This window comes from Amycolatopsis sp. cg5, from assembly GCF_041346955.1.
Lineage (GTDB): Bacteria > Actinomycetota > Actinomycetes > Mycobacteriales > Pseudonocardiaceae > Amycolatopsis.
On sequence record NZ_CP166849.1, the window covers coordinates 8,480,461 to 8,502,557 of the forward strand.

The following is a 22,097-nucleotide window of genomic DNA, read 5'->3' on the forward strand; positions in this document are numbered from 1 at the left end:
GCGGAAAAGCTAACGGTTCGTGCGTTCACCCAGAACTTCGGCGCGGAGGTACTCGAGCATCGCGTTTTGATAGCGCTCGACGACTTCGCGCTCTTCCGGGGAGAAGCGCTCCAGAATGTCCTTGGTGGCCGCGACGGCCGACTCGAACAGAGGCGCGAAGCGCTCCATGTCCATCGTCACGACCTCGACCAGCACCTTGCGGCGATCCTCCACATCACGCACGCGGCGGACGAGCCCGGCCCGCTCCAGCCGGTCGATGACGCCGGTCACAGCGCCGGTGGAAAGCCCGGTGAGCTCGGCGATCCGGCCCGCGGTCAACGGACCTTCGGCCTGCCCGACCAGGTCGAGCGCCTTGTGGTCGGTGCCGGACAGGCCCATCTGCTCGGCGATGCGCTGGTGCCGCACCACGGTCAGGGTGCTGCCTTCGCGGCCCAGATGAGCGAAGCGCATGAGCTCCTCTTCGGTCACCGGGTACCGCCTGGCCGCCGAGTCCGCCATCCGGCCACCCTTTCACCGACTGAGCCACTTTGTTACAAAACATTCTAACCAGTCGGTCGTTTTGTGGATCTGCGCGTTAGTCTGGAGGCAATGACGGCTGTAGATCTCGGGTTTCCTCGCGTCCCCGGTACACGAGGTGCGCCGAGCATGCCCAGACCGGAAAACCCCGCGCTCATCGACACATTCGGCCGCGTCGCCACCGATCTCCGGGTGTCGCTGACGGACAAGTGCAATCTGCGCTGCACCTACTGCATGCCCGCCGAGGGCCTGGACTGGATGCCCAGTGACCAGGTGCTGAGCGACGCCGAGCTGCTCCGGCTGCTGCGCATCGCGGTCGAACGCCTCGGCGTCACCGACATCAGGCTGACCGGCGGCGAGCCGCTGCTGCGCCCCGGACTCGAAGGCCTGATCGCGGAGATCTCCGCGCTCGAGCCGAAGCCCCGGCTTTCCATGACCACCAACGGAATCGGACTCGCCAAGCGCGCCGCGAGCCTGGCCGAAGCCGGGCTGCGCCGGATCAATGTGTCGCTCGACACACTCGATCCCGAGACCTTCGTCCGGATCACCCGCCGCGACCGCCTGTCCCACGTGCTCGTCGGCATGGCGGCGGCACGCGACGCCGGGCTCGCCCCGGTCAAGGTCAACGCGGTCCTGATGCGCGGCGTCAACGAGCACGAGGCGGCGCCGCTGTTGCGCTACTGCCTCGACAACGGCTATCACCTGCGCTTCATCGAGCAGATGCCGCTCGACGCCCAGCACGGCTGGAACCGCAAGCAGATGATCACCGCGGCCGAGATTCTCGGCCTGCTGCAAGAGGAATTCACGCTTTCGCCGTTCCCCGTCGCCCGTGGCGGCGCACCGGCGGAACGATGGCTGGTCGACGGCGGCCCCGGCGACGTCGGCGTGATCGCGTCGGTGACCCGGCCGTTCTGCTCGGCCTGCGAGCGGACCAGGCTGACCGCGGACGGCGCGGTCCGGTCCTGTCTGTTCAGCAACGAGGAGACGGACCTGCGTTCCCTCGCGCGCGCGGGCGCGCGCGATGAAGAGATAGCGAACGCCTGGCGGCAGACCATGTGGGGCAAGCTCGCCGGGCACGAGATCAACGAGGCCGGCTTCGCGCAGCCGATCCGGCCCATGAGCGCGATCGGCGGCTGAGTCACATGGAGACGATCTCGGTCCGGGTGCGGTACTTCGCCTCGGCGCGCGCGGCGGCGGGCCTGGAGGAGGAGAAACTTCAGCTTGCCGCGAACACGACGGTGTCCGAGCTGAAGGCCGAACTAGCCCGGCTCCACCCCGAAGGCCTGCCGAAGATCCTCCAGGCCGCGGGCCTGCTGCTGGACGGCATCGCGGTGCGCGACGTCACGCGCGTCCTCGAAGACAACGCCGAGATCGACGTCCTCCCGCCGTTCGCGGGCGGCTAAGGCCTAAGGGCTCGTGAGTGGTACGGCCGGTTCTAACCGGTCTAAACACTCACGACCCCCGTCCGGCGAGGGTTCGCCTGGGGGCTGTCCGTTGTTCACTGACCGGTCTTCAAGATCGCTCAGGATGCGCGACATGACTCGCAAGTTGCTCGCCGCGGTACTCGCCGCCGTCGTCACGGTCACGCTGACCAGCGCTCCCGCGTCCGCTTCGCACCAGGTGCGACCGCTCTCGCAGGCGCACGCGCACAACGACTACGAGCACGCCCGCCCGCTGTTCGACGCGCTCGACCAGGGCTTCAGCAGTGTCGAGGCGGACATCTTCCTCGTCGACGGGCAGCTGTTGGTCGGGCACACCGCCGGGGACCTCAAGCCGGACCGGACCCTGGAGTCGCTCTATCTGGAGCCGCTGCGGCAGCGCGTAGCGGGCAATTTCGGACATGTCTACCGCCGCCCGTCGGCCTTCCAGTTGCTGGTCGACATCAAGAGCGAGGCGAACAGCACCTACGAGGCGCTTCAGAAGCGCCTGAACGACCCGCGCTACTCCTTCCTCTTCTCTACGTATGCGTTCGGGCTGGTGCTCCAGGGGCCTGTCACGGCCGTGCTGTCCGGTTCGCGCCCGAAGGACGTTCTGGTCGCCCAGCGGTACCGCAAGGCGTTCTACGACGGCCGCATCCTCGACCAGTCGGATCTGCACATCGGGGACGACCGGCGGGTGACGCCATTGGTGTCCGATGACTGGACCGAGGTTTTCACCTGGACCGGAGCCGGTCCGATGCCCGCGGCCGAGCGCGCGAAGCTGCGTCAGATCACCCGGGACGCACATCGCGCAGGTCAGAAGGTGCGCTTCTGGGCGACGCCGGACGGCGCGGGCGCCGATCGGACCGCGCTCTGGCAGGAGCAGCTCGACGCAGGAGTTGACTTTTTGAATACCGACGACCTGAGCGGACTGGCGGAGTTCCTCAAGAAGCAATAGAGTGCGCCGCCTTCCGGGGAGCCAAATGGTCCCTTGACGTCGAAACGACGTGACTCAAGCCTCACATTCCGTGAATTATCTCGGGTAGGAAACGGCCAGATAACGGTGGTCTGACCTGCAACGATGCCCGAATCGTTATAGGTTGCGTGCTGTTACTGTGATGTAGGTCACAGCCAGAATAATTTCCGATCACGGCGCCGATTACGTACCGTCGTTTCTCGTTGGCCCCGACCAACACGCAAGACCGGGAATCCGAAGCGCCTAACCCTGTCCATCGGATCCCCGGACCCATACCCCGAGCGAAAGCACTTCTGGACAGGGGCGAGGGGACCGAGAAGACGCGCCGTGCGTCGACGAGGTTTGCCGGACCGTCACCCAACGGCCCCGGCCAGGCTCCGGCCTGACCCACAGCGAAGACTCGCAGGCAGTGGAAGACGAGCAGAGTTCACATGTCTTACCGAGGCAAGCACCGCAAGATGTCCGCCGCCACCAAGAACATCGCCCGCATCGCCATCGCGGGTATCGCGGTCGGCACGCCGCTGGCAATCGCTGCGACCCCCGCGCAGGCAGCCGGCTCCGTCGACTGGGACGCTGTCGCCAAGTGCGAGAGCGGCGGCAACTGGAGCACTTCGACCGGTAACGGCTACTACGGTGGCCTGCAGTTCTCGGCCAGCACCTGGAAGGCCTACGGCGGCACCGGCTCCGCGGCGAACGCTTCCCGCGAGCAGCAGATCGCTGTCGCCGAGCGCGTCCTCCAGGGCCAGGGCATCGGCGCCTGGCCGGTGTGTGGCAAGCGTGGCGGTTCCGGCTCGACCGCGAAGTCGGTCAAGGCCCCCGCCGCCAAGAAGGCCACCTCGGCCGCGCCGAAGAAGGCCGCTGCCGCTCCGAAGGCCCCGGCCGCTCCGGCCGCCGCCAACGTCGCGGGTTCCAACCCGGCCGGTGACTACACCGTCGTCGCGGGTGACACCCTTTCGAAGATCGCGAAGCAGTTCAACGTGCAGGGCGGCTACAAGAAGCTCCAGGAGCTCAACGCCTCGTACATCCCGAACGCCGACTTCATCGTCGTTGGCCAGAAGATCGCCACCAAGTGACCTTGTGCTCTCTGAGCAACTGAGTCCGGCGTAACGCTGAGCAAAAAGCAGGACCCCATCGCGTAAATCCCCTGGCGATGGGGTCCTGCTTTTGTGTGTGTCCGCTTCCCAAGGCCACCGCGGGCTCGCGTGCGCCCCGACGCGTCTGCGAGCCTGGCCCCGTCTCTACCCTTACCCGTACTTAGTGACCTGCCCATGGTGGGAAGTTTTCAAACACGGGCGGGTGAAAAACTTAAGGCGAGTTGACCCACTCGTCGGTGCCGTCGATGAAGCGCTGGTGCTTCCAGACCGGCAAACGGGCTTTGACCTCGTCGACCAGCTCCGCGCAGGCTTGGAACGCTTGGGCCCGGTGTTCGGCCGCCACGGCGCAAGCGAGCGCCACATCACCGATCTCCAGCGCGCCCAGCCGGTGGCTCACGGCCACGGCCCGCACGCCGGTCCAGCGCCCGGCCAGATCGTTCACCACTTCGGTCAGCACGTCGCCCGCGGTCGGGTGACCTTCGTAGAACAGGGTGAGGACCGAGCGGCCGCCGTCGTGATTGCGGACGACCCCGCCGAACGTCACCACGGCACCGGCGGCCACGTCGTCGACGAGGCTCGCGTGCTCTTCGACCGACAGCGGCTGGTCCGTCACCGCGACCCGCGCGATACGGACCGGCACCGAAGGCTCGGGGCGCGGGTGGTCGCCACCGGCCAGCTGGTCGACCGCGTGATCCAAGATGTCCTCCAGCACGCCAAGGCCGTCCTTCACGCCTCCGCGTGAGCCCGGCAGGTTCACCACCAAAGTCCGGCCGGCCACGCCTGCCACACCGCGCGACAGCACCGCGGTCGGCACCTGCGGCAGCCCGGCCGCCCTGATCGCGTCGGCGATGCCGGGAAGTTCGTAGTCCAGCACGGCCCGCGTGACGTCCGGGGTCTTGTCCGTCGGCGAGATGCCGGTACCGCCGGTCGTGATGACGACATCGGCGCCCACGCTCTCCCGCAGGGCCGCGCCGACGGGCTCGCCGTCCTCGACGACCAGCGGCGCGGGCACCTCGTAGCCACGCGCGGTCAGCCACTCGACGATCACCGGGCCGGTCTTGTCCTCGTAGACCCCGCGTGCCGCGCGATTCGAGGCGACGATGACCTTTGCCGTCTTCATGGCCGCTCCCAAACCCCGGACTTGCCGCCCGTTTTACGTATCAAGCGCACATTGTCGAGTGTCGCGGCCGGGTCGACGGCCTTGATCATGTCGTGCAGCGTCAGCCCGGCGACGGCCACGGCGGTCAGCGCCTCCATCTCGACACCGGTCACGTCGGTCGTCTTGGCGGTCGCGGTGATGTGCACGGCGGCCGCTTCGAGCTCGAACTCGACCTTCACGCCGGACAGCGCGATCTGGTGGCAGAGCGGGATCAGCTCCGGCACGCGTTTGGCGCCCATGATCCCGGCGATCCGCGCGGTCGCCAGCGCGTCACCCTTGGGCAGGCCCTCGGCCGTGATCAGTGTCAAGACCTCGGCGGTGGTGTGCACGGTGCCGCCCGCGATCGCGACGCGTTTGGACTCCGTCTTGCCGGAAACGTCGACCATCCGGGCTGCCCCGGACTGGTCGACGTGGCTCAGTTCGCTCACATCCCGGAGATTAGCTCTCCTTGCGGGCGACCCGCTTCACGGCTTCGGCGACCGCCGGGGCGACCGCGCTGTCGAAGACCGACGGCACGATGAACGAGGCGTTCAGCGTCGACTCGTCGACGACGTCGGCGATCGCGTCGGCCGCGGCGAGCAGCATGGCGTCGTCGATGTGCTTGGCGTGCGCGTCGAGCAGGCCGCGGAAGACACCGGGGAACGCGAGCACGTTGTTGATCTGGTTCGGGAAGTCACTGCGGCCGGTCGCGACGACGGCGGCGTGCTTGCCTGCCTCCATCGGGTCGACCTCGGGGTCCGGGTTCGCCAGCGCGAAGACGACCGCGTCCTTGTTCATGGTCGCGACCTGCTCGGCACCGAACAGGTTCGGCGCCGAGACGCCGATGAACACGTCGGCGCCGACGAGCGCCTCGTGCAGCGTGCCCGCCACGTTGGCCTTGTTGGTGTGCTCGGCGACCCAGGTGAGGTTGTCGTCGAGGTTGCCGCGTGCCGAGTGGACGATGCCGTCGATGTCGGCGGCGACGATGTCACCCGGGTTCTTGCGCAGCAGCAGCCGGATGATCGCGGACCCGGCCGCACCGACCCCGCTGACCACGATCTTGCAGTCCTCGATGTTCTTCCCGACCACGCGCAGCGCGTTGCGCAGCGCGGCGACGACCACGATCGCGGTGCCGTGCTGGTCGTCGTGGAACACCGGGATGTCGAGCAGCTCACGCAGCCGCGCCTCGATCTCGAAGCAGCGCGGCGCGGCGATGTCCTCGAGGTTGATGCCCGCGTAGACCGGCGCGAGCGCCTTGACGATGGTGATGATCTCCTCGGTGTCCTGGGTGTCCAGGCACACCGGCCAGGCGTCGACGTCGGCGAACTTCTTGAACAGCGCCGCCTTGCCCTCCATCACCGGCAGCGACGCGGCCGGCCCGATGTTGCCGAGGCCGAGCACGGCCGAGCCGTCGGTGACGACGGCGACGGTGTTGCGTTTGATGGTCAGGCGGCGCGCGTCCTCGGGGTTCGCGGCGATCGCCTGGCACACTCGCGCCACGCCTGGCGTGTACGCGCGGGAGAGGTCGTCACGGTTACGGAGCGCGACCTTGGGCCGGACCTCGATCTTGCCGCCGAGGTGGATCAGGAAAGTCCGGTCGGAGACCTTGCGCACCCGCACGCCGGGCAGCGAGTCCAGCGTCTGCGTGATGTCCTGCGCGTGGTTCTCGGACAGCGCGTTGGCGCTGATGTCGACCACGATCGAGTCGGCGTGCGACTCGACGACGTCGAAGGCCGTCAAGACACCACCGACGCGGCCGACGGCGGTGGTGAGGTCACCCGCCGCGGTCGACGAGGACGGCGCCTCGACCCGGACAGTGATCGAATAACCCGGACCGGGAACCGGCATGCTAACCCCGCTTAGGACGCTCTACATGGACCACCGGAAACCTACTCCGGTGACGGCCGCCACTGACCCTCGCAGGGGCGACCGACCAGTAACTTCTTAGCGGTTGATCTCGGTTTCCGGGTGGGTGTAGGGCACATTTCCGAGCGGGAATGTCAGCTCGCCGAACGGGGACAGCGCGCCCTGACGGTCCGAGGTCAGTTCGGTCACCGGGTGCTCGCCCTCGGCGCCGTGCGGCCAGGTCGGATCGATGCCGTTCTTCTTCTTGCCGTTCTCGGCCTTCGCCACGACGCCCTCCTATTGGTGCTCAGCCCACGTTTGGGGACAGTCTGCCGGACGGGCGGCCGCCCGCGCGCACCCGGTATCCTGGAGCAACGATGCCCGCGATCTCACTTGCGGACTGGCTGCGTGCGGCGTCCGACGACGCGCTCGCCGTGTTGCTGCGGCGCAGACGCGATCTGGCCACGCCGCCGCCGTCCGACACGACCGTCCTCGCCACCAGGGCCGGGACACCCGGCTCGGTCGCGCGTGCGTGTGAAGATCTCGACACCCTGACCCTCGCCGTGCTGGACGCGTTGCTGCTCGCGGGCGCGGACACCGGCTCGGCCACGCTCGCCGAGGTCCGGTCACTGGTCGAGGTGGACATCACGGAGCCGCTCGAACTCCTCCGTTCCCGCCTGCTCGTCTGGGGCGACGACGACGCGTTGCGCGTGCCACCGTCGGCCCGCGACGCGCTCGGCCCGTTCCCCGCCGGGCTCGGCGCCTCCGTGCCCGCGCTCGCCGGCGTCGATCTCAGCGGCCTCGGCGAGGACGAGCGCGCCCTCATCGGCACGCTCGCGGCGGGCCAGCCGATCGGCCGGACCCGCGACGCCGGCATCGACGTCCCGCTCGAACGGGCCACGACCCCGGTCCAGCGACTGCTCGCGCGCGGGCTGCTCCTGCGCCGCGACGACCAGACGGTGGAGTTGCCTCGCGAACTCGGCATCCAGCTGCGCGGCGGTCACGTCTTCACGGCGGGCACCCTGCGGGAACCGGAGCTCCCGACCAACCCGCACCAGCAGTCCACAGTGGACGAGGTGGCGGCTGGCGAGGCGATGGAGCTGTTGCGGCAGATGGAAAATCTGCTCCTGTCCTGGTCCGCGTCCCCGCCCCAGGTGCTGAAGTCCGGCGGGCTCGGCGTGCGCGAGCTGAAAAAGCTGGCCAAGGACAACGAGATCGACGAGCAGCGCGCGACACTGCTCGCCGAACTCGCCGTCGGCTCCGGCCTGGTCGCGGACAGCGAAGCGGCGACGCCCGAGTGGGTGCCGACCACGCTCACCGACTCCTGGCTCGCGGCGGCCGCACCCCAGCGCTGGCTCACGATCGTCCAAGCCTGGCTGGAATTGCCGCGCCTGCCCGGTTTGGCGGGCGGCCGCGACGCCAAGGACAAGCCGATCGCCCCGCTGTCCGACGAAATCCGCCGCCCACTGGCCCCACTCGCCCGCCGCCGGGTGCTGACGGCATTGGCCGACCTTCCCGAAGGCGCCGGCGTCAAAAGCGTCGACGAACTCGTGGCGGTACTGGCCTGGCGCGCCCCCCGCCGCGGCGGCCGCCTGCGCGACGAAACCGTCCGCTGGACCATGGCCGAGGCATCGGCGCTCGGCGTGCTCGCGCTCGGCGCGCTCACCACCGCGACTAAGGCGACGCTGGAAGACGACCGCGCCAACGCCGTCGCCGCCCTGCTCGAGTCCATGCCCAAACCGGTCGACAAAGTGTTGGTACAGGCCGACTTGACGGTCATCGCACCCGGCCCGCTCGAACCGGAACTCGCCGCGGACATGGCCGCGGTGGCCAACATAGAGTCCGCGGGTCACGCCACGGTCTACCGCGTGACCGAAACCTCCGTCCGCCGCGCACTCGACGCGGGCCGCACGGCGGGCGAGTTGCAGCAGCTCTTCACTTCGAAGTCCGCGACCCCGGTCCCCCAGACCCTGACCTACTTGATCGACGACGTCGCCCGCCGCCACGGCAGGCTCCGCGGAGGCGTCGCCGACTGCTTCCTCCGCTGCGACGACGAAGCGCTTTTGGCCGAGGTCATGGCACACCCGGTCGCTTCGGACTGCGCACTGCGCATGATCGCCCCCACGGTCTTGATAAGCACTCTGCCGCTCGCCGAGGTCCTGGAAGCCTTACGTGGCGCGGGTTTCGCTCCCGCCGCAGAGGGACCGGACGGCCGGGTGGTCGACATCCGCCCGTCGGGCCGGCGAGTGCCCGCCCGGCCACGGCCCGCCCGGCGGGTGGTACCGGAGTCGGCGGGGCTGACCGGGGTGCAGATCGATCAGATCGTCGCGCATCTGCGGGCCGGGGATTTGGCGGTCGGACGGCGGCGTGGGACTTCGATGCGGTCGCACGGCGGGAGCGGGGCCGCGGCTTCGACTTCGGCGACGCTGGAGTTTCTTGCTCAGGCCGTGCAGGACCGGCGCGAGGTTTTGATCGGGTTCGTCGACTCGCGGGGCACCGCGAGTCAACGGGTTGTTCGGCCTTCTCGGGTTGGCGGGGGAATCCTTGAGGGCAGCGACAATCAACGGTACCCGCTGCATCGGATCACTTCGGCGGCTTTGGTCGAGGAGTAGCGTGAGTGCTGAATGCGGCGTTGAACGCCGCATTCAGCACTCACCCACCGGAGGTCGCGGCCGGGCCGCCGCGGTCGCATACGCAGCGCGAAGCTCCGCGATCACCTGCTCCGGGTCCGATCTGAGCCGCGACGGCAAAGTCTGCAAGAACACCACCCCGGCCGCGGCATAGCGCGCGTTCCTCGCCAAAGTCCGCCCGAAATCGTCGTCGGCGGAATGATGGTCACGCGAATCGATTTCCCAGGCGAACGCCACCTTCCCGCACCACGCGTCCGGAGTCGCGATGTAGTCGCCTTCGGCGTCGAAGATCTTCACGTTCCATTGGCACGGCGGCAAACCCGCCCGGCGCCACAGCTCCCAAGCGTCGGCCTCGGCGACGGAGCGAGCACCGCCCAGCAGCGGAATCAACGCTTCCCGGGAAAGACGCGAACCCAGCTCCCGCTCGATGGCTTCCGGCGTACACCGGCGGCGCTGAACGGCTTCGGCCATCATCGCTTGGATCGTGTCGCGCTTGTCCATCCGGTTGGCCGCGTCGGCGATCGCTCGTGGGATGAGGGCCACCGGGACGTCCTCGCGAAGGGACGATCGAGGTGGCCGCCGAGTTCGCTCCACCACAACGAAACCACGGCTGTGCACGTTCCGTTCGTTCGGCACCAGCACGTGGATCTCGTCAGGCTCGGGAATCCGCCGCAACCCATGACACCGCAGCGCCCAAAGTCCGGTGACCACAGCACCTTCACGACCGTGCAGCACAGCCGCGTGCAGCCGATGCCGATCCGTCGGCTCAGCCCGGCTGAGCAGAACGATTCCCCGCAGCAACCGCCGCCAAGGCCCGCCCGGCGCACACCGCCGATCAATCGCCCGTCGAGAAATCCCGAGCTCCATCAGCTCGGAAACCCGGGCGACCGCCGGTGAACCCGTGAGCAACGGGTGCTCGGCCCAATCCCCTCTGTACACCCACCCAGCATGCAACCGACCACCGACAGTTTCCGGCCAGTCGCAATCCGCAAGATGCGGCAGAACCTAAAGCGCCCGCAGTCCTTGAAGCACCCGTTCCATGAACTCACGCGAGGACCGATCGCCCAAGGTGATCCCGGTCTGGTGGATATGCACCAACCCGGCATCAGACATATCGCCCACCAGGATCTTCACCACACCCAGCGGCAGCCGCAAATGTGCAGCGATCTCGGCAACCGAACGGGTCTCGATGCACAGGTCGCAGATCGCGCGGTGCTCGACCGAGCCGACGCCCGCGTACTTTTGCCCCTTTTCAGAGGTCGAAATCAACGTCTCGATCGCCAAATCGTGATCTGAGCGGGTGCGCCCGCCGGTCCTGGCGTACGGCCGGACGCGCGAACGAAGCTGGATTCGGCGGGACACCGGGGCGCGCTGCGCCGGAGGTTCCGGGGTCTCGGGCGCCACCGGGACCGAAATGGCGGGGGAAAAGCCGGTGACGCGGCTCAGTTCGAAGCGGCCCGGTGAGTCGAACTCTTCGCGGTCGGTGCCGCGGTGGAGTGTCTCCCAGGCGTCCTGGTCGTCACGGGGTCTCATGGTCGCCTACCCACGGACGCCGCCTTGCAGCTGGGCGCGCAGCTCGGGGGTGATCTGCTGGCCGACGCGGTCGACCAGAAGGGTCATCTCGTAGGCCACCGTGCCGATGTCGCAGGTGGGCGCCGCGAGCACGGCGAGGGACGAGCCGTCGCTGACCGACATGAGGAACAGGTAGCCGCGCTCCATCTCGACGACGGTCTGGTTGACCGCGCCCGCCTCGAAACAGCGGGCGGCGCCTTGGCAAAGGCTGATGAGACCGGACGAGACCGCCGACAGCTGCTCGGCCCTGTCCTGCGGGAGACCTTCCGACGGCGCTAGCAGCAACCCGTCCGCGGACACGATCACGGCATGCGCGGCTCCCGGGACCCTGCGCACGAAATCCGTGATGAGCCAGCCGAAACCACCGGACTGCTGGCCGGAAGCCGTCACTGTCCCTCCTCGCTGCCGTATCGAGCTTTGCCCGACGCAAGCGTATTCGCCACGTCCGCGCTGTCGAGCCCGCTCCCCTCGGCGTTTTCGACACCGAACGTAGGCGACCGGGCGCGTACCGCATCAACCCATAGTGGGTGACGCATCGGTACGTGACCGGCCCGACCTCCGCCGGTGACCTGCTCGTCCTTGCATTTTGGCAGGTCACCAGGCGTGAACAAGGCGGATCACGCCTGGTTCATCACCTTCGGAGCCCATGGCGCCGCCCGGTGGTTTTCCTGCCGGGTGACGCCACTCCCCGAAGTGGGTGAAGCACGCGGAGTTCACTCCAACGGCCGCATCCACTCCGACATTTCGCGAACTTTATCCGGCCTGCAACGCCGAATCGTGTTCGATGGCATGCTGGACGACCGAGATCAAGACCTGCTTGGCGGAATCACGTTCGCGCGCGTCGCAGGCCATGATCGGCACCGAAGACGAGATCGTCAGCGCGTGCCGGACGTCCTCGATCTGGTGATGCAGCAACCGGTCGAAGCAGTTGATGGCGACGACGTACGGCAGCTTCCGGTTCTCGAAGAAGTCGATCGAGGGGAACGCGTCGGACAGCCGCCGCGTGTCGACCAGCACGACCGCGCCGATGGCGCCGATCGCGAGGTCGTCCCACATGAACCAGAAGCGGTGCTGGCCCGGCGTGCCGAAGACGTACAGCACGAGGTCCGAGTCCAGCGAGATCCGGCCGAAGTCCATGGCGACCGTGGTGGTCGTCTTGTTCGGCGTCGCCGAGTTGTCGTCGACCGAGGCACTGGCCTCGGTCATCAGCGCCTCGGTGGTCAGCGGGTCGATTTCCGAGACGGCGCCGACCAGCGTGGTCTTGCCGGAGCCGAAGCCGCCGGCGACCACGATCTTGGCCGAGGAGGTCGGACCCGAGACGAAGGACGCACCTCCGTCGGAGTCAAATTCTCCGAAGCCCACTGAGCACCCTTTCCATGAACTCGATACTCGGCCGGTCGCCAACCGTGGCGCTGCCCGTGTGCACCAGCACCAGGCCCAGTCCGGCCACATCACCAATCAAAACCCGGACCACCCCGAGCGGCAGCCGCAGCAACGCCGCGACCTCCGCTACCGAGCGGGTGTCCAGGCACAAGTCGCAGATGGAGCGATGCTCCGGCACCCGCACGCGGTCCAGGATCCGGCCGTGCTCGCTGGTGGACACCAGCGCCTCGATGGCGAGGTCGTAGGTCGGCTTGGTGCGGCCGCGGGTGCGGAAGTACGGCCGAACCAGGCCGGAACCCGGTTCGGGATCTTCGAAGCGCTCGTCAACGTACTCTTGCTTCGCCTGCCGCGGCAACGCGGCGGCGAGCGGGTCGACCGCGGCCGCTTCCGCGTGCGCCGCCTCGATGTCCGCGCTGAACGCGGCGAACTCGCGCGAGTCGTACAGGTCCCGCGAGTCGTACAACGGGCCGCTGCCGCCCGCTCCGCCGAACAGCTCGGAGCTGGGACCGCCGAGCAGCCGCTGGCGGAACTCGTTCACGCTGAAGTCCGCCGGGCCACCACCCGAGGTCGTCTCGGTGGGGTGCAGCCAGGTGGACGGATCTGGCGCGGGTGGGACTTCCGGCTCACCGACCGCGGCGCGGCGCGAGCGCCACTCCTGGTCGACCCGGTCGCGGAAGGTGTTCCAGTCTTCCCGTGCGTCGTCACCGTCGGACTGCGCGGGGAAGCCGGGCCCGGAGAAATCATCACCGAGCCTGCCGTCCCGCCGTAACCGCCTCTCGTCCATGACCGTCTCTCCTCGGCTCAGCGCCGGATGGTGGACGTGCCCTGGAGCTGCGCGCGCAGTTCCGGAGTCAGCTGCTGACCGACCCGCTCCACCAGCAGCGTCATCTCGTAGACCACGAGCCCGATGTCACTGTCCGGCGCGCCGAGCACCGCGAGGCAGGACCCGTCGGACACCGACATGAGGAACAGGAAGCCGTTGGCCATCTCGACGACGGTCTGCGCGACCGTGCCGCCTTCGAAGACCTTGGCCGCGCCGCGTGCCAGGCTGGTCAGGCCGGACGCGACCGCCGCCAGCTGGTCGGCTCGGTCCTTGGGCAGGCCCCTCGAAGCCGCCAGTAGCAGGCCGTCCGCGGAGACGACCACGGCGTGCGCCGCACCGGGTACCCGGTGCACGAAATCCGTGATGAGCCACGCGAAACTACCCGACTGGCCGGCCTTGCCCTGCGCGGCGTTGTTCGGCTGCGCCTGGCCCCCCGGCTGAACTGCACCCGCCCGTGTCACTTTCACTCCTCACTGCTCTCTGCCGACTCGGAACCGATGGCGCCGCCGCCTACCGGCGCCTGCTCCTTCATAGCGTGGCGACCGGAGGTGTAGCCACGCTGGAAACTCGCCATCCTGTTCCGCGCCGCCGACGCCGACCGGGCGATGGCGCCCGTACCCGGCTGGGCCGAGGTCGTGTCGGTGAACGCGTTGGAATCGCTCGGGCTGCCGATCGATCCCGGTACCAAGTATGCGTTGGGCACCCGCTTGGGGAGACCGGCCGGGGTGATTTCCTCGTTCTTGGTCTCCAGCAGCGACTGCGCGGCCTGCCAGCCCTCGTCCGCCGAGCTGCGCCAGCTGGGCTCCGGCGTGGGTAGCACCGGCGGCACCGATGGCGGCTCGTCGTCGGCGTCGATGGTGTCGACCACCTCGGTGTGCCCCTCGTCGTGGTGCTGGTCGGCGGCGTCGCGCTCGTCGATGTCCGCGACGGCCTCGTCGGCGAGCGTCGGCTCGACCTTCTTGGCCTCCGGCGGCAGCGGCGGCTGCTCCTCGCCGTCCTCGCTGAACCAGCGGGAGAGCACCGACTGGTAGATCGGCAGCCTGCGCGTCGGGACGTCGTCCTCGAGCGCCGCGGCGTCCTGCGCGGGCTTCTCCGGCTTGGGCGGTTCCGGCGCGACGTACTTCGGCTCACGCTTCGGCAGCACGAGCGGGGTGTACGCGGTCGACTCGTTCGCGTCGGCGCTGGCGCCCTCGCCGTGGACGGTGTCGATGTCCTCGGTCGTCGGCCACGCGGGTGGCGGCGGCGGGTTCGGGCTGCGGTAGGCCTTGTTGCCGCCGCTGACCAGGTCGTCGAGGCTGATCGGCTGGTCGAGCGGCTTGAGCCCGCCGTTGCTGTCGGCGCTGCCGTTCGCGGTCGCGGGCGCGGGTGGCTGCGGAGCGGGCTCCGCGGCGGGCACCGGCGGGAACGACGGCAGCGAAGACTGCATCGGCTGCGGCGGCTTGTTGACCGGCGGGATGCTCGGCATCGACGGCCACGACGGGTTCGAGGTCTCCGCGCGGGTGGCCGGCGGCGCCTGACGGGCGTCGGCGCCGGAGCGCAGCGGCGTGAGCAGCTCCGCGGGCACGACGACGCGGGCGATCATGCCGCCCTCGATGTCCTCGTTCTCGCGCAGGCGGACCTCGATGCCGTGGCGCTTCGCCAGGCGGGCGACCACGTACAGGCCCATCCGGCGGGTCACGGCGACGTCCAGGTCAGGCGGCTCGGCCAGTCGCTGGTTGACCTCGGCGACCGCGTCCTCGGACATGCCGACACCGTGGTCGGTGACCTGGATGGCGAGCGCCTTCTTGCGCGTGATGACCGCGCGGACGGTCACCTTCGTCTCCGGCTCGGAGAAGTAGGTGGCGTTGTCGAGCAGCTCGGCGAGCACGTGCACGAGGTCGTGGATCGTCAGGCCCTGCACGGCGACGTCGGGCACGATGCCGATCTCGATGCGCGCGTACTGCTCGATCTCGGAGACCGCCGCGCCGATGACGTCGGCGGCGGGCACCGGCTTGGGCACCGACTTGGCGAGACCGGCGCCCGAAAGCACCAGCAGGCTCTCGCCGTTGCGGCGGAGCCGGGTCGCCAGGTGGTCCAGCTCGAACAGGCTCGCGAGGTGATCGGGGTCCTGCTCGTCGGCCTCGAGCCGGTCGATGACGCCGAGCTGGCGTTCCACCAGCCGCTGCGAGCGGCGGGACAGGTTCACGAAGATGCCGTTGACGTTCTCGCGCAGGAGTGCCTGCTCGGCGGCCATCTTGACGGCCTGCTCGTGGACCACGTCGAAGGACCGGGCCACTTCGCCGATCTCGTCGGTGGAGTCGACCGGCACCGGCTCGACGGCGTTCTTCGACGCCTTGACCGGGTCCGGGTTGTCGAGGATGGCCTGCACGGTGTCCGGCAGTCCGCGCGCCACGCTCAGCGCCGAGGTCTGCAGGACCTTCAGCGGGCGCAGCATCAGCCTGGCGATGAGCAGCATCAGCGCGAGCGCGGCGATCAGCGCCAGCGCCACGATGGCCGACTCGATCCAGGCGGCGCGGGTCGCTTCCGAGGCGAGGTCGTCGGCCCGGTTGCGCAGCGTGGTGAGCAGGTTCGACTCGACGGCACGCAGCTTGCCCAGCGCCACGGCGCTGTCGGTGCTCAGGCGCAGCTTGTCGACGTTGGGCGGCAGGCCCTGGTCGTTGCGCGCGAAGGTCTCGACGCGCAGCCGCTGGCGGTCGTCGACCTCCGGCCCGCTGAACGTGTCGGAGTACAGCTGGCGCTGTGCCGGGTCGGCGTCGGCGAGGAAGGCCGCGACCTCGGCGGCGCCACTGGCCTGCGCGTCGCGGATCTGCTCGAGGATGTCACCGGTGAACGCCTGGCGGATGCCTGCGATCTCCAGCGCCGCGTCGCCGCGGGCGACGAACTCCTTGGCCTGGCTGATCGCCTGCGCGGTGGCGGCCTGGCGCAGCAGTTCGCGGTCGGCGACCGAGGTGTTGATCTCACGGCCGAGCTGCACCAGCGCGTCCAGCACGGACGAGTAGGTGCCGAGCGCGGCGAGTTCGGAGTAGGTCGGCGTGTTCGAGGCGCTGCGCAGCGGGCGCAGCGCGTCGAGCCGCTGCAGGCCTCGCGTGTACCGGTCCTTGGTGGCCTGGTCCTGGGTCTTCAGCTCGTTGGCCGACGTGCGCAGCTCGTCGACCACCCGGTCGACCTTGCTGATCTGCTGGTCCAGCGCGACCTGACGGGTCGGGTCGTCGGAGGCGATGCGGCCGAGCGCGAGGAAACGCTCGTTCTGCAGCTCGTGGATGACGGCGGTGACCTTGGTGGCGAAGTCCACCTGGTCGGCCGTGAGCTGGAACTGGGAAGCACGGTCCAGTCCGTCGTACGCCCGTAGCCCGCCGAGTGCGAGCGCGACCAGCGTCGGGACGATCAGGATCGCGGCCAGTTTCGAGCGCAACCGCCAGTTGCGCATGCCTAGGAGCGAGCGGCCCTGCTTGACAGGTTGCTGCTCGGCGTCCACTTCGTCGCGCTGTGCAGGGGTGCCTCCTACCCCCGCGGTGTCTATCGTCGGCACCGCTGTACCACCATCGTTCGGCGAGCTGAATACGTCATTCGTGTGCGGGTCGGCCACTACCGGCTCAGTCCTGGACACGGTGGCGCGGGCATGATCGGTTCAGCACCGCTCGGTCCGCTCACCCATCCAAGCTCTCCATCTCATCAGATTCGGTGGTCCATGCCTGATCGCAGGTGCAGAGGGTAGCGAACGAACAGGTCAGATGTAACCCTTCCGGCGGCTGGCGGTGAATAGGCCAACTCTGTCTCGTTGTCAATCATGGGACGTTTGACACATTCCCGCAGAGTGACACGGTCAGTTATCGCCTTGACCTGCCGATCTTCTCGATCAGGTGACATCGGCCACGCAGCGGCAAGTTTCAAACACCCATTGTAGGGCAGTGGGTCAGGTCTCTACAGTGACCGCGTGACTCACGCCGACCATGCAAACGTGGCCGAGCGCACGCTTGAGGGGGACCACACCCAATCCATCCGGGTCCGCGGCGCCGACGCATCCCATGACGGCGTCGCGCGACCTGTTTTCTGCTAGGAGCTGGCTTTGCTTCGACATGCCATGAGCACTTCCCGGGGGTACAGACGACGCGCGGCGCTCGGTCTGGCACTCACCGCTCTGGTGACCGTCACCGGCTGCAGCGCACTAGGTGGTTCCGACAGCTCGTCGTCCTCGGGCGGCGGGGGCCTGGAGAAGCCCAAGATCAAGGTCACGGCGATGCCGACGATCGACATGGCTCCGTTCCACCTCGCCGTCAAGAACGGCTACTTCAAGGAGCAGGGCCTCGAGGTCGAGGTCGTCGACGTGCCCAGCGGCCAGGCTTCGCTGCAGAAGCTGATCGCAGGCGAGGTCGACATCGCCTACGGCAGCTACACGCCGTTCTTCCTGGCGAAGAGCAAGGGCGCGGCGGACATCAAGTTCGTCTCCGACGCCTCTTCCGCCGCGCCGAAGAGCACCGTGGTCGTCGCGATGCCGAACAGCCCGGTGAAGAGCGTCAAGGACCTCGCGGGCAAGAAGATCGCCATCACCGGTGAGAACACCATCTGCGACACGCTGACCAAGTCCGTCATGAAGGACAACATGGTCGAGTCCAGCGGCGTCAAGTGGGTGCCGATCCCGTTCCCGCAGATCGCGGCCGCGCTGCAGCGTGGAGACGTGGACGCCGGCTTCCTGACCGAGCCGTTCATCACCTCGGCGGCCAAGCAGGTCGGCGCCGTCCCGGTGGTCGACACCGCGACCGGTGCCACGGCGGACTTCCCGACCGCGGGCTACGCCTCGCAGTCGAAGTTCACCGACGCCAACCCGAAGACGGTGGCCGCGTTCCAGAAGGCCATGCAGAAGGCGACGAAGGAATCGGCCGACCGGTCGAAGATCGAGCCGCTGATGGTCGAGTTCGCCAAGATCGACCAGGACACCGCCGCGCTGACCACGCTGCTGACCTTCCAGTCCGCTTTGGACGCACGGCGCCTGCAGCGGGTCCCCGACCTGCTGAAGGACCAGGGCACGATCACCGCGCGGATCGACGTCAACACGATGATCGCCCCGCAGGCGAGCATTTCCTGACCGGTTGAAGCCGCCTCGCCTCTTCGGGCGGGGCGGCCTTTTCCGTTGCGGTGAAAGGAACCGCTGTGCTCAGACGTGCCGTACTCGCACTGGCGCTGTCGGCGGCGCTCACCGGATGCGGCGCGCTGGGCGGTTCCGAGGACGGCCCGGCGCAGGCGGGCGGCACGGTCGAGAAACCGAAGATCAAGGTCGCGCTCATCTCCACGATCGATCTCGCCCCGCTGCACCTGGCGAACAAGAAGGGCTACTTCAAGGCGGAAGGACTCGAACTCGAGATCACCACCGCGCCGAGCAGCCAGGCCACTCTCGCCGCGCTGATCAGCGGGCAGGCCGACCTCGCGTTCGCCAGCTACGTGCCGTTCTTCGTGGCACAGGACAAGAAGGCGGCCGACATCAAGATCGTCGCCGACTCGGTGTCCGCGAGCCCGCGCAGCAACATGATCGTCACCAAGCCGGGTTCGGCCGTGCGGTCGGTTCAGGACTTGGCAGGCAAGAAGATCGGCGTCTCGGCGCTCAACACCGCGTCGCACATCATGTCGATGGCGGCGATGAAGGCGGCGGGCGTCGACCAGCGCGAGGTGAGGTGGACACCCATCCCGTTCCCCGACATGGCCGCGGCGCTGAGCCGTGGTGACGTCGACGCCGCCTACCTGCCCGAACCGTTCATCACCCAGGCGGCCAGGACGATCGGCGCCGTGCCGGTCGCCGACGTGGCCACCGGTCCGACCGAGGACTTCCCGATCGCGGGCTACGGCACGCTGGCGAAGTTCGCGGCGGCCAACCCGAAGACCGTCACCGCCTTCCAGCACGCGATGAAGAAGGCGACCGACGAGTCGGCCGACCGCGCGGCCGTCCAGCCGTACGTGGCCGAGTTCTCCAAGGTCGACCAGGACACGGCCGCGCTGGTCACCTTGCCCAACTTCCATTCCACCTTGGACGCTCGGCGGCTGCAGCGGGTACCCGACCAGCTGCTCGAGTTCCAGGTCATCGGCGGGCGGCTAGATGTCGGCCCGATGCTCGCTCCACAGGGATAACGTGACAAGACTTCTGCGCAACCTGACCGGCCTGCTCGTGTTCTTCCTGCTGTGGGAAGGCTTCGTACGGGCCGGGTTCGTGAACGCGCTCTTCCTGCCCCCGCCGACGATCGTGTTCGCCAGGCTCTTCGAGCTGCTCGGCGATCCCGTGTTCATCGGCCACATCATCGCCAGCGCGCTCGCCTGGCTCATCGCGATGCTCATCGCCGTCGTGGTCGCGGTGCCCGCCGGGCTGCTGCTCGGCAGCGTCGCCTGGCTGCGCGACTCGACCAAGGTGATCGTCGAACTGCTCCGCCCGATCCCCTCGGTGGCCCTGATCCCGTTGGTGCTGCTGGTGATCGGCGGCGGCCCCGAAGCGAAGATCACGCTCGCCGTGTACGCCGCGGTCTGGCCGATCCTGTTCAACACCATCTACGCGATGTCCGAAATAGACCCGGTGCTCACCGAGACCGCGCGCTCGTACGGCACGTCCAAGACCCGGATGCTGAGCTCGGTCGCGCTGCCGCACGCGGCGCCGTTCATCTTCACCGGCATCCGGATGTCGTCGGCGATCGCGCTCATCCTGGTGGTGAGCACCGAGTTCGTGGCGGGCGCCAGCAAGGGCATCGGCCAGTTCCTGGTCAGTGTCAGCGAAGGAGCAGGCCGGATGGACCTGGTGCTCGCCGGGACCGTGATCGCCGGTCTGCTCGGTTACCTGAGCAACGAAGGGCTCGAGCGACTCGGGCGCAGGCTGTTCCGCTGGAGCACGGTCGACCGGGAGGCGGTCAAATGAGCGTCGCCACGACTGTCCGCAAAGGACTGAGCGGGTTCGCCCGCTATTGGCTGCTGTTCCTCGGCCTGCTGGCCGCCTGGGAGATCGCGACCAGGCTCGCGGGTGACCTGTTCTTCCCGCCGCCCAGCGAGATCGCGGCGAGCGCGGCGAAACTGTGGTTCACCGGCCCGGCGTCCCACCTGTTCCTCACCGACGTGGTGTTCGACCAGATCGTGCCCAGCGTCGTCCGGATGCTCGGCGGCTGGCTGATCGCGGTCGTGCTCGGCGTCGCGCTCGGCACGGCACTCGGCCGCTCGGCCACCGGCATGGACTACGTCGGCCCGCTGTTCGCGTTCTTCCGCGCGATCCCGCCGCCCGCGCTGATCCCGGTGTTCTGGGTGCTGTTCAACATCGGCCCCGGCATGCAGATCGCGGCGATCATCTTCGGCTCGATCTGGCCGGTGCTGCTCAACACGGTCGACGGCGCCGGATCGGTCGACCCGGTCAAGCAGGAGACCGCGCGCTCGTTCCGCACCCCGAAGGCGTACTGGATCACCATGGTCGTGCTGCCCGCGGCGCTGCCGAAGATCTTCGCCGGGCTGCGGCTGAGCCTGTCGGTTTCCCTGATCCTGATGGTGATCTCGGAACTTTTCGGTTCCTACAACGGGATCGGCTACTCATTGCTCTCCGCACAGCGGTCGTACGAGCTCACCACCATGTGGGCCTGGATCGTGCTGCTCGGCGTGCTCGGTTACGGACTGAACTCGCTGCTCCTGATGGTCGAACACCGCGTGCTGGCTTGGCAGCCCGCGCGAGCCTCGAAGGGTTAACCAGATGACGAACATGCTCGAGGTGACCGGCCTCAACCACAACTACGGCACGCACGTGGCCGTCGCCGACCTGTCGTTCACGGTGGAGGCCGGTCAGCTGGCCTGCATCGTCGGCCCCTCCGGCTGCGGCAAGTCGACACTGCTCCGCTGCATCGCGGGCCTGTTGCCGCCCACGTCGGGCACGGTCAAGCTCCACGACGACAAGGTCAGCGGCGTCCCCGACGACCTCGCGGTCGTCTTCCAGGACTACAGCCGCTCACTGTTCCCGTGGCTGACCGTCGCCAAGAACGTCGAGTTCCCCTTGCGCTGGGGCGGTTTGAGCAAGTCCGACCGTCGCAAGCGCGCACTGGAGGCACTGGACTCGGTCGGCCTTTCCGGCGTGGGCTCGAAGTTCCCCTGGCAGCTGTCCGGCGGCATGCAGCAGCGAGTGTCCATCGCCCGCGCGCTGGCCTCCCGCCCGGCACTGCTGCTGATGGACGAGCCCTTCGCGTCGGTCGACGCGCAGACCCGCTTCGAGCTGGAAGACCTCACCCGCCGCGTCCAGCGCGAGCAGGGCGCGACGATCCTGGTGGTCACCCACGACATCGACGAAAGCGTGTACCTGGGCGACCGGGTGCTGGTGCTGTCGAAGTCCCCCGCCTCGATCGTCGCGGACCTCCCGGTCCCACTGCCCGCCGACCGCGACCAGATCACGACCCGCGAATCGGCGGAGTTCGTGACGTTGCGCGGCGAGGTGGCCCGGCTCCTGCACGGCTCGACCCCGGAGGCGGAGACCGCGGCCGCCGACGCGGCCGAGTGGGATCTGGCCGAAAGCGGCACCGAAGCCACGCCCAAAACCCGGGCCCGCCAAGACTCCTGAGGTCGTGCGCAGGTTAAGGCGTTGAACGCTCAACTTCGCCCTTGTCACCTGAGCCGACGGAGTTGGTTTTGGGCCACCTGACGGCCCAAAACCAACTCCGTCAGGCCTGCGGCCGTGGGCGAGCGAGTGTGAACTCTGTTCCGCT

At 68.4% G+C, this 22,097-nt stretch carries 22 protein-coding genes; 10 read left to right on the top strand and 12 right to left on the bottom strand.

Translation table 11 applies throughout. From position 1 onward, the window contains the following. Positions 1-9: 9 nt before the first annotated feature. Positions 10-498 carry a MarR family winged helix-turn-helix transcriptional regulator gene (locus tag AB5J62_RS38465; RefSeq protein WP_370944954.1) on the bottom strand — a complete coding sequence of 163 codons (489 nt, stop codon included), beginning with the start codon at positions 496-498 and terminating at the stop codon, positions 10-12. 147 nt (positions 499-645) lie between these two features. Between AB5J62_RS38465 and moaA the strand changes: the two genes are divergently transcribed. The 4 genes from moaA to AB5J62_RS38485 all read left to right on the top strand — a co-directional run bounded on the left by moaA (position 646) and on the right by AB5J62_RS38485 (position 3,983). Then, on the top strand, positions 646-1,653 hold the full coding sequence (moaA, locus tag AB5J62_RS38470; RefSeq protein ID WP_370944955.1) for a GTP 3',8-cyclase MoaA: 1,008 nt from the start codon (positions 646-648) through the stop codon (positions 1,651-1,653). A 5-nt stretch (positions 1,654-1,658) separates the two neighbouring features. Then, positions 1,659-1,919 carry a MoaD/ThiS family protein gene (locus AB5J62_RS38475; protein WP_370944956.1) on the top strand — a complete coding sequence of 87 codons (261 nt, stop codon included), beginning with the start codon at positions 1,659-1,661 and terminating at the stop codon, positions 1,917-1,919. Between the two features lie 124 nt (positions 1,920-2,043). Beyond that, complete coding sequence (locus AB5J62_RS38480) at positions 2,044-2,892, top strand: phosphatidylinositol-specific phospholipase C/glycerophosphodiester phosphodiesterase family protein (protein ID WP_370944957.1); 849 nt, start codon at positions 2,044-2,046, stop codon at positions 2,890-2,892. A 449-nt stretch (positions 2,893-3,341) separates the two neighbouring features. Beyond that, positions 3,342-3,983, top strand: a complete 642-nt coding sequence (locus tag AB5J62_RS38485; protein WP_370944958.1) for a transglycosylase family protein — start codon at positions 3,342-3,344, stop codon at positions 3,981-3,983. A gap of 232 nt (positions 3,984-4,215) precedes the next feature. Here AB5J62_RS38485 and AB5J62_RS38490 read toward each other — a convergent pair whose 3' ends face one another. From AB5J62_RS38490 to AB5J62_RS38505, 4 genes are all read right to left on the bottom strand, one after another. Further along, a complete protein-coding gene (locus AB5J62_RS38490; RefSeq protein WP_370944959.1) occupies positions 4,216-5,124 on the bottom strand; it encodes a molybdenum cofactor biosynthesis protein MoaE in 909 nt (302 codons plus the stop codon). Further along, a complete protein-coding gene (moaC, locus tag AB5J62_RS38495) occupies positions 5,121-5,591 on the bottom strand; it encodes a cyclic pyranopterin monophosphate synthase MoaC (protein ID WP_370944960.1) in 471 nt (156 codons plus the stop codon). Before moaC ends, AB5J62_RS38490 begins: the two co-directional genes overlap by 4 nt. A gap of 10 nt (positions 5,592-5,601) precedes the next feature. Then, positions 5,602-6,990, bottom strand: coding sequence for an NAD-dependent malic enzyme (locus AB5J62_RS38500; protein WP_370944961.1), 1,389 nt, complete (start codon positions 6,988-6,990; stop codon positions 5,602-5,604). A gap of 96 nt (positions 6,991-7,086) precedes the next feature. Beyond that, positions 7,087-7,275, bottom strand: coding sequence for a hypothetical protein (locus AB5J62_RS38505; protein WP_370944962.1), 189 nt, complete (start codon positions 7,273-7,275; stop codon positions 7,087-7,089). A gap of 89 nt (positions 7,276-7,364) precedes the next feature. Between AB5J62_RS38505 and AB5J62_RS38510 the strand changes: the two genes are divergently transcribed. Continuing rightward, entirely contained in the window at positions 7,365-9,599 is a 2,235-nt protein-coding gene (locus AB5J62_RS38510; protein ID WP_370944963.1) for a helicase-associated domain-containing protein, read from the top strand. A 33-nt stretch (positions 9,600-9,632) separates the two neighbouring features. Here AB5J62_RS38510 and AB5J62_RS38515 read toward each other — a convergent pair whose 3' ends face one another. The 7 genes from AB5J62_RS38515 to AB5J62_RS38545 all read right to left on the bottom strand — a co-directional run bounded on the left by AB5J62_RS38515 (position 9,633) and on the right by AB5J62_RS38545 (position 16,822). After that, on the bottom strand, positions 9,633-10,556 hold the full coding sequence (locus AB5J62_RS38515) for a hypothetical protein (protein WP_370944964.1): 924 nt from the start codon (positions 10,554-10,556) through the stop codon (positions 9,633-9,635). A 66-nt stretch (positions 10,557-10,622) separates the two neighbouring features. After that, on the bottom strand, positions 10,623-11,150 hold the full coding sequence (locus tag AB5J62_RS38520) for a DUF742 domain-containing protein (protein ID WP_370944965.1): 528 nt from the start codon (positions 11,148-11,150) through the stop codon (positions 10,623-10,625). A gap of 6 nt (positions 11,151-11,156) precedes the next feature. Further along, a complete protein-coding gene (locus tag AB5J62_RS38525) occupies positions 11,157-11,579 on the bottom strand; it encodes a roadblock/LC7 domain-containing protein (protein WP_091288091.1) in 423 nt (140 codons plus the stop codon). Between the two features lie 363 nt (positions 11,580-11,942). Continuing rightward, positions 11,943-12,551, bottom strand: coding sequence for an ATP/GTP-binding protein (locus AB5J62_RS38530; protein WP_091288092.1), 609 nt, complete (start codon positions 12,549-12,551; stop codon positions 11,943-11,945). Then, positions 12,532-13,356, bottom strand: a complete 825-nt coding sequence (locus AB5J62_RS38535) for a DUF742 domain-containing protein (RefSeq protein ID WP_370944966.1) — start codon at positions 13,354-13,356, stop codon at positions 12,532-12,534. Before AB5J62_RS38535 ends, AB5J62_RS38530 begins: the two co-directional genes overlap by 20 nt. A gap of 17 nt (positions 13,357-13,373) precedes the next feature. Next, on the bottom strand, positions 13,374-13,856 hold the full coding sequence (locus AB5J62_RS38540) for a roadblock/LC7 domain-containing protein (RefSeq protein ID WP_091288094.1): 483 nt from the start codon (positions 13,854-13,856) through the stop codon (positions 13,374-13,376). A 2-nt stretch (positions 13,857-13,858) separates the two neighbouring features. After that, positions 13,859-16,822, bottom strand: a complete 2,964-nt coding sequence (locus tag AB5J62_RS38545) for a nitrate- and nitrite sensing domain-containing protein (protein WP_370944967.1) — start codon at positions 16,820-16,822, stop codon at positions 13,859-13,861. 654 nt (positions 16,823-17,476) lie between these two features. Here AB5J62_RS38545 and AB5J62_RS38550 point away from each other — a divergent pair. The 5 genes from AB5J62_RS38550 to AB5J62_RS38570 all read left to right on the top strand — a co-directional run bounded on the left by AB5J62_RS38550 (position 17,477) and on the right by AB5J62_RS38570 (position 21,952). Further along, positions 17,477-18,478, top strand: a complete 1,002-nt coding sequence (locus AB5J62_RS38550; protein ID WP_370944968.1) for an ABC transporter substrate-binding protein — start codon at positions 17,477-17,479, stop codon at positions 18,476-18,478. 65 nt (positions 18,479-18,543) lie between these two features. After that, the gene (locus AB5J62_RS38555; protein WP_370944969.1) at positions 18,544-19,512 is read left to right on the top strand and encodes an ABC transporter substrate-binding protein; all 969 of its coding nucleotides are present in this window, start codon (positions 18,544-18,546) and stop codon (positions 19,510-19,512) included. A 1-nt stretch (position 19,513) separates the two neighbouring features. After that, positions 19,514-20,284: an ABC transporter permease gene (locus tag AB5J62_RS38560; protein WP_370944970.1), complete on the top strand. Its 771-nt coding sequence runs from the start codon at positions 19,514-19,516 to the stop codon at positions 20,282-20,284. Beyond that, positions 20,281-21,093, top strand: a complete 813-nt coding sequence (locus AB5J62_RS38565) for an ABC transporter permease (protein ID WP_370944971.1) — start codon at positions 20,281-20,283, stop codon at positions 21,091-21,093. Before AB5J62_RS38560 ends, AB5J62_RS38565 begins: the two co-directional genes overlap by 4 nt. 4 nt (positions 21,094-21,097) lie before the next feature. Further along, positions 21,098-21,952 (top strand): ABC transporter ATP-binding protein, encoded by an 855-nt coding sequence (locus AB5J62_RS38570; RefSeq protein ID WP_370944972.1) that lies wholly within the window; start codon positions 21,098-21,100, stop codon positions 21,950-21,952. The last annotated feature ends 145 nt before the right edge of the window (positions 21,953-22,097 follow it).

Bases quoted from the DNA above. Each gene is read 5' to 3' on its own strand.
- AB5J62_RS38465 (WP_370944954.1), bottom strand. From the start codon at position 498: ATGGCGGACTCGGCGGCCAGGCGGTACCCGGTGACCGAAGAGGAGCTC.
- moaA (WP_370944955.1), top strand. From the start codon at position 646: ATGCCCAGACCGGAAAACCCCGCGCTCATCGACACATTCGGCCGCGTC.
- AB5J62_RS38475 (WP_370944956.1), top strand. From the start codon at position 1,659: ATGGAGACGATCTCGGTCCGGGTGCGGTACTTCGCCTCGGCGCGCGCG.
- AB5J62_RS38480 (WP_370944957.1), top strand. From the start codon at position 2,044: ATGCGCGACATGACTCGCAAGTTGCTCGCCGCGGTACTCGCCGCCGTC.
- AB5J62_RS38485 (WP_370944958.1), top strand. From the start codon at position 3,342: ATGTCTTACCGAGGCAAGCACCGCAAGATGTCCGCCGCCACCAAGAAC.
- AB5J62_RS38490 (WP_370944959.1), bottom strand. From the start codon at position 5,124: ATGAAGACGGCAAAGGTCATCGTCGCCTCGAATCGCGCGGCACGCGGG.
- AB5J62_RS38500 (WP_370944961.1), bottom strand. From the start codon at position 6,990: ATGCCGGTTCCCGGTCCGGGTTATTCGATCACTGTCCGGGTCGAGGCG.
- AB5J62_RS38510 (WP_370944963.1), top strand. From the start codon at position 7,365: ATGCCCGCGATCTCACTTGCGGACTGGCTGCGTGCGGCGTCCGACGAC.
- AB5J62_RS38520 (WP_370944965.1), bottom strand. From the start codon at position 11,150: ATGAGACCCCGTGACGACCAGGACGCCTGGGAGACACTCCACCGCGGC.
- AB5J62_RS38535 (WP_370944966.1), bottom strand. From the start codon at position 13,356: ATGGACGAGAGGCGGTTACGGCGGGACGGCAGGCTCGGTGATGATTTC.
- AB5J62_RS38545 (WP_370944967.1), bottom strand. From the start codon at position 16,822: ATGCGCAACTGGCGGTTGCGCTCGAAACTGGCCGCGATCCTGATCGTC.
- AB5J62_RS38550 (WP_370944968.1), top strand. From the start codon at position 17,477: ATGAGCACTTCCCGGGGGTACAGACGACGCGCGGCGCTCGGTCTGGCA.
- AB5J62_RS38565 (WP_370944971.1), top strand. From the start codon at position 20,281: ATGAGCGTCGCCACGACTGTCCGCAAAGGACTGAGCGGGTTCGCCCGC.
- AB5J62_RS38570 (WP_370944972.1), top strand. From the start codon at position 21,098: ATGACGAACATGCTCGAGGTGACCGGCCTCAACCACAACTACGGCACG.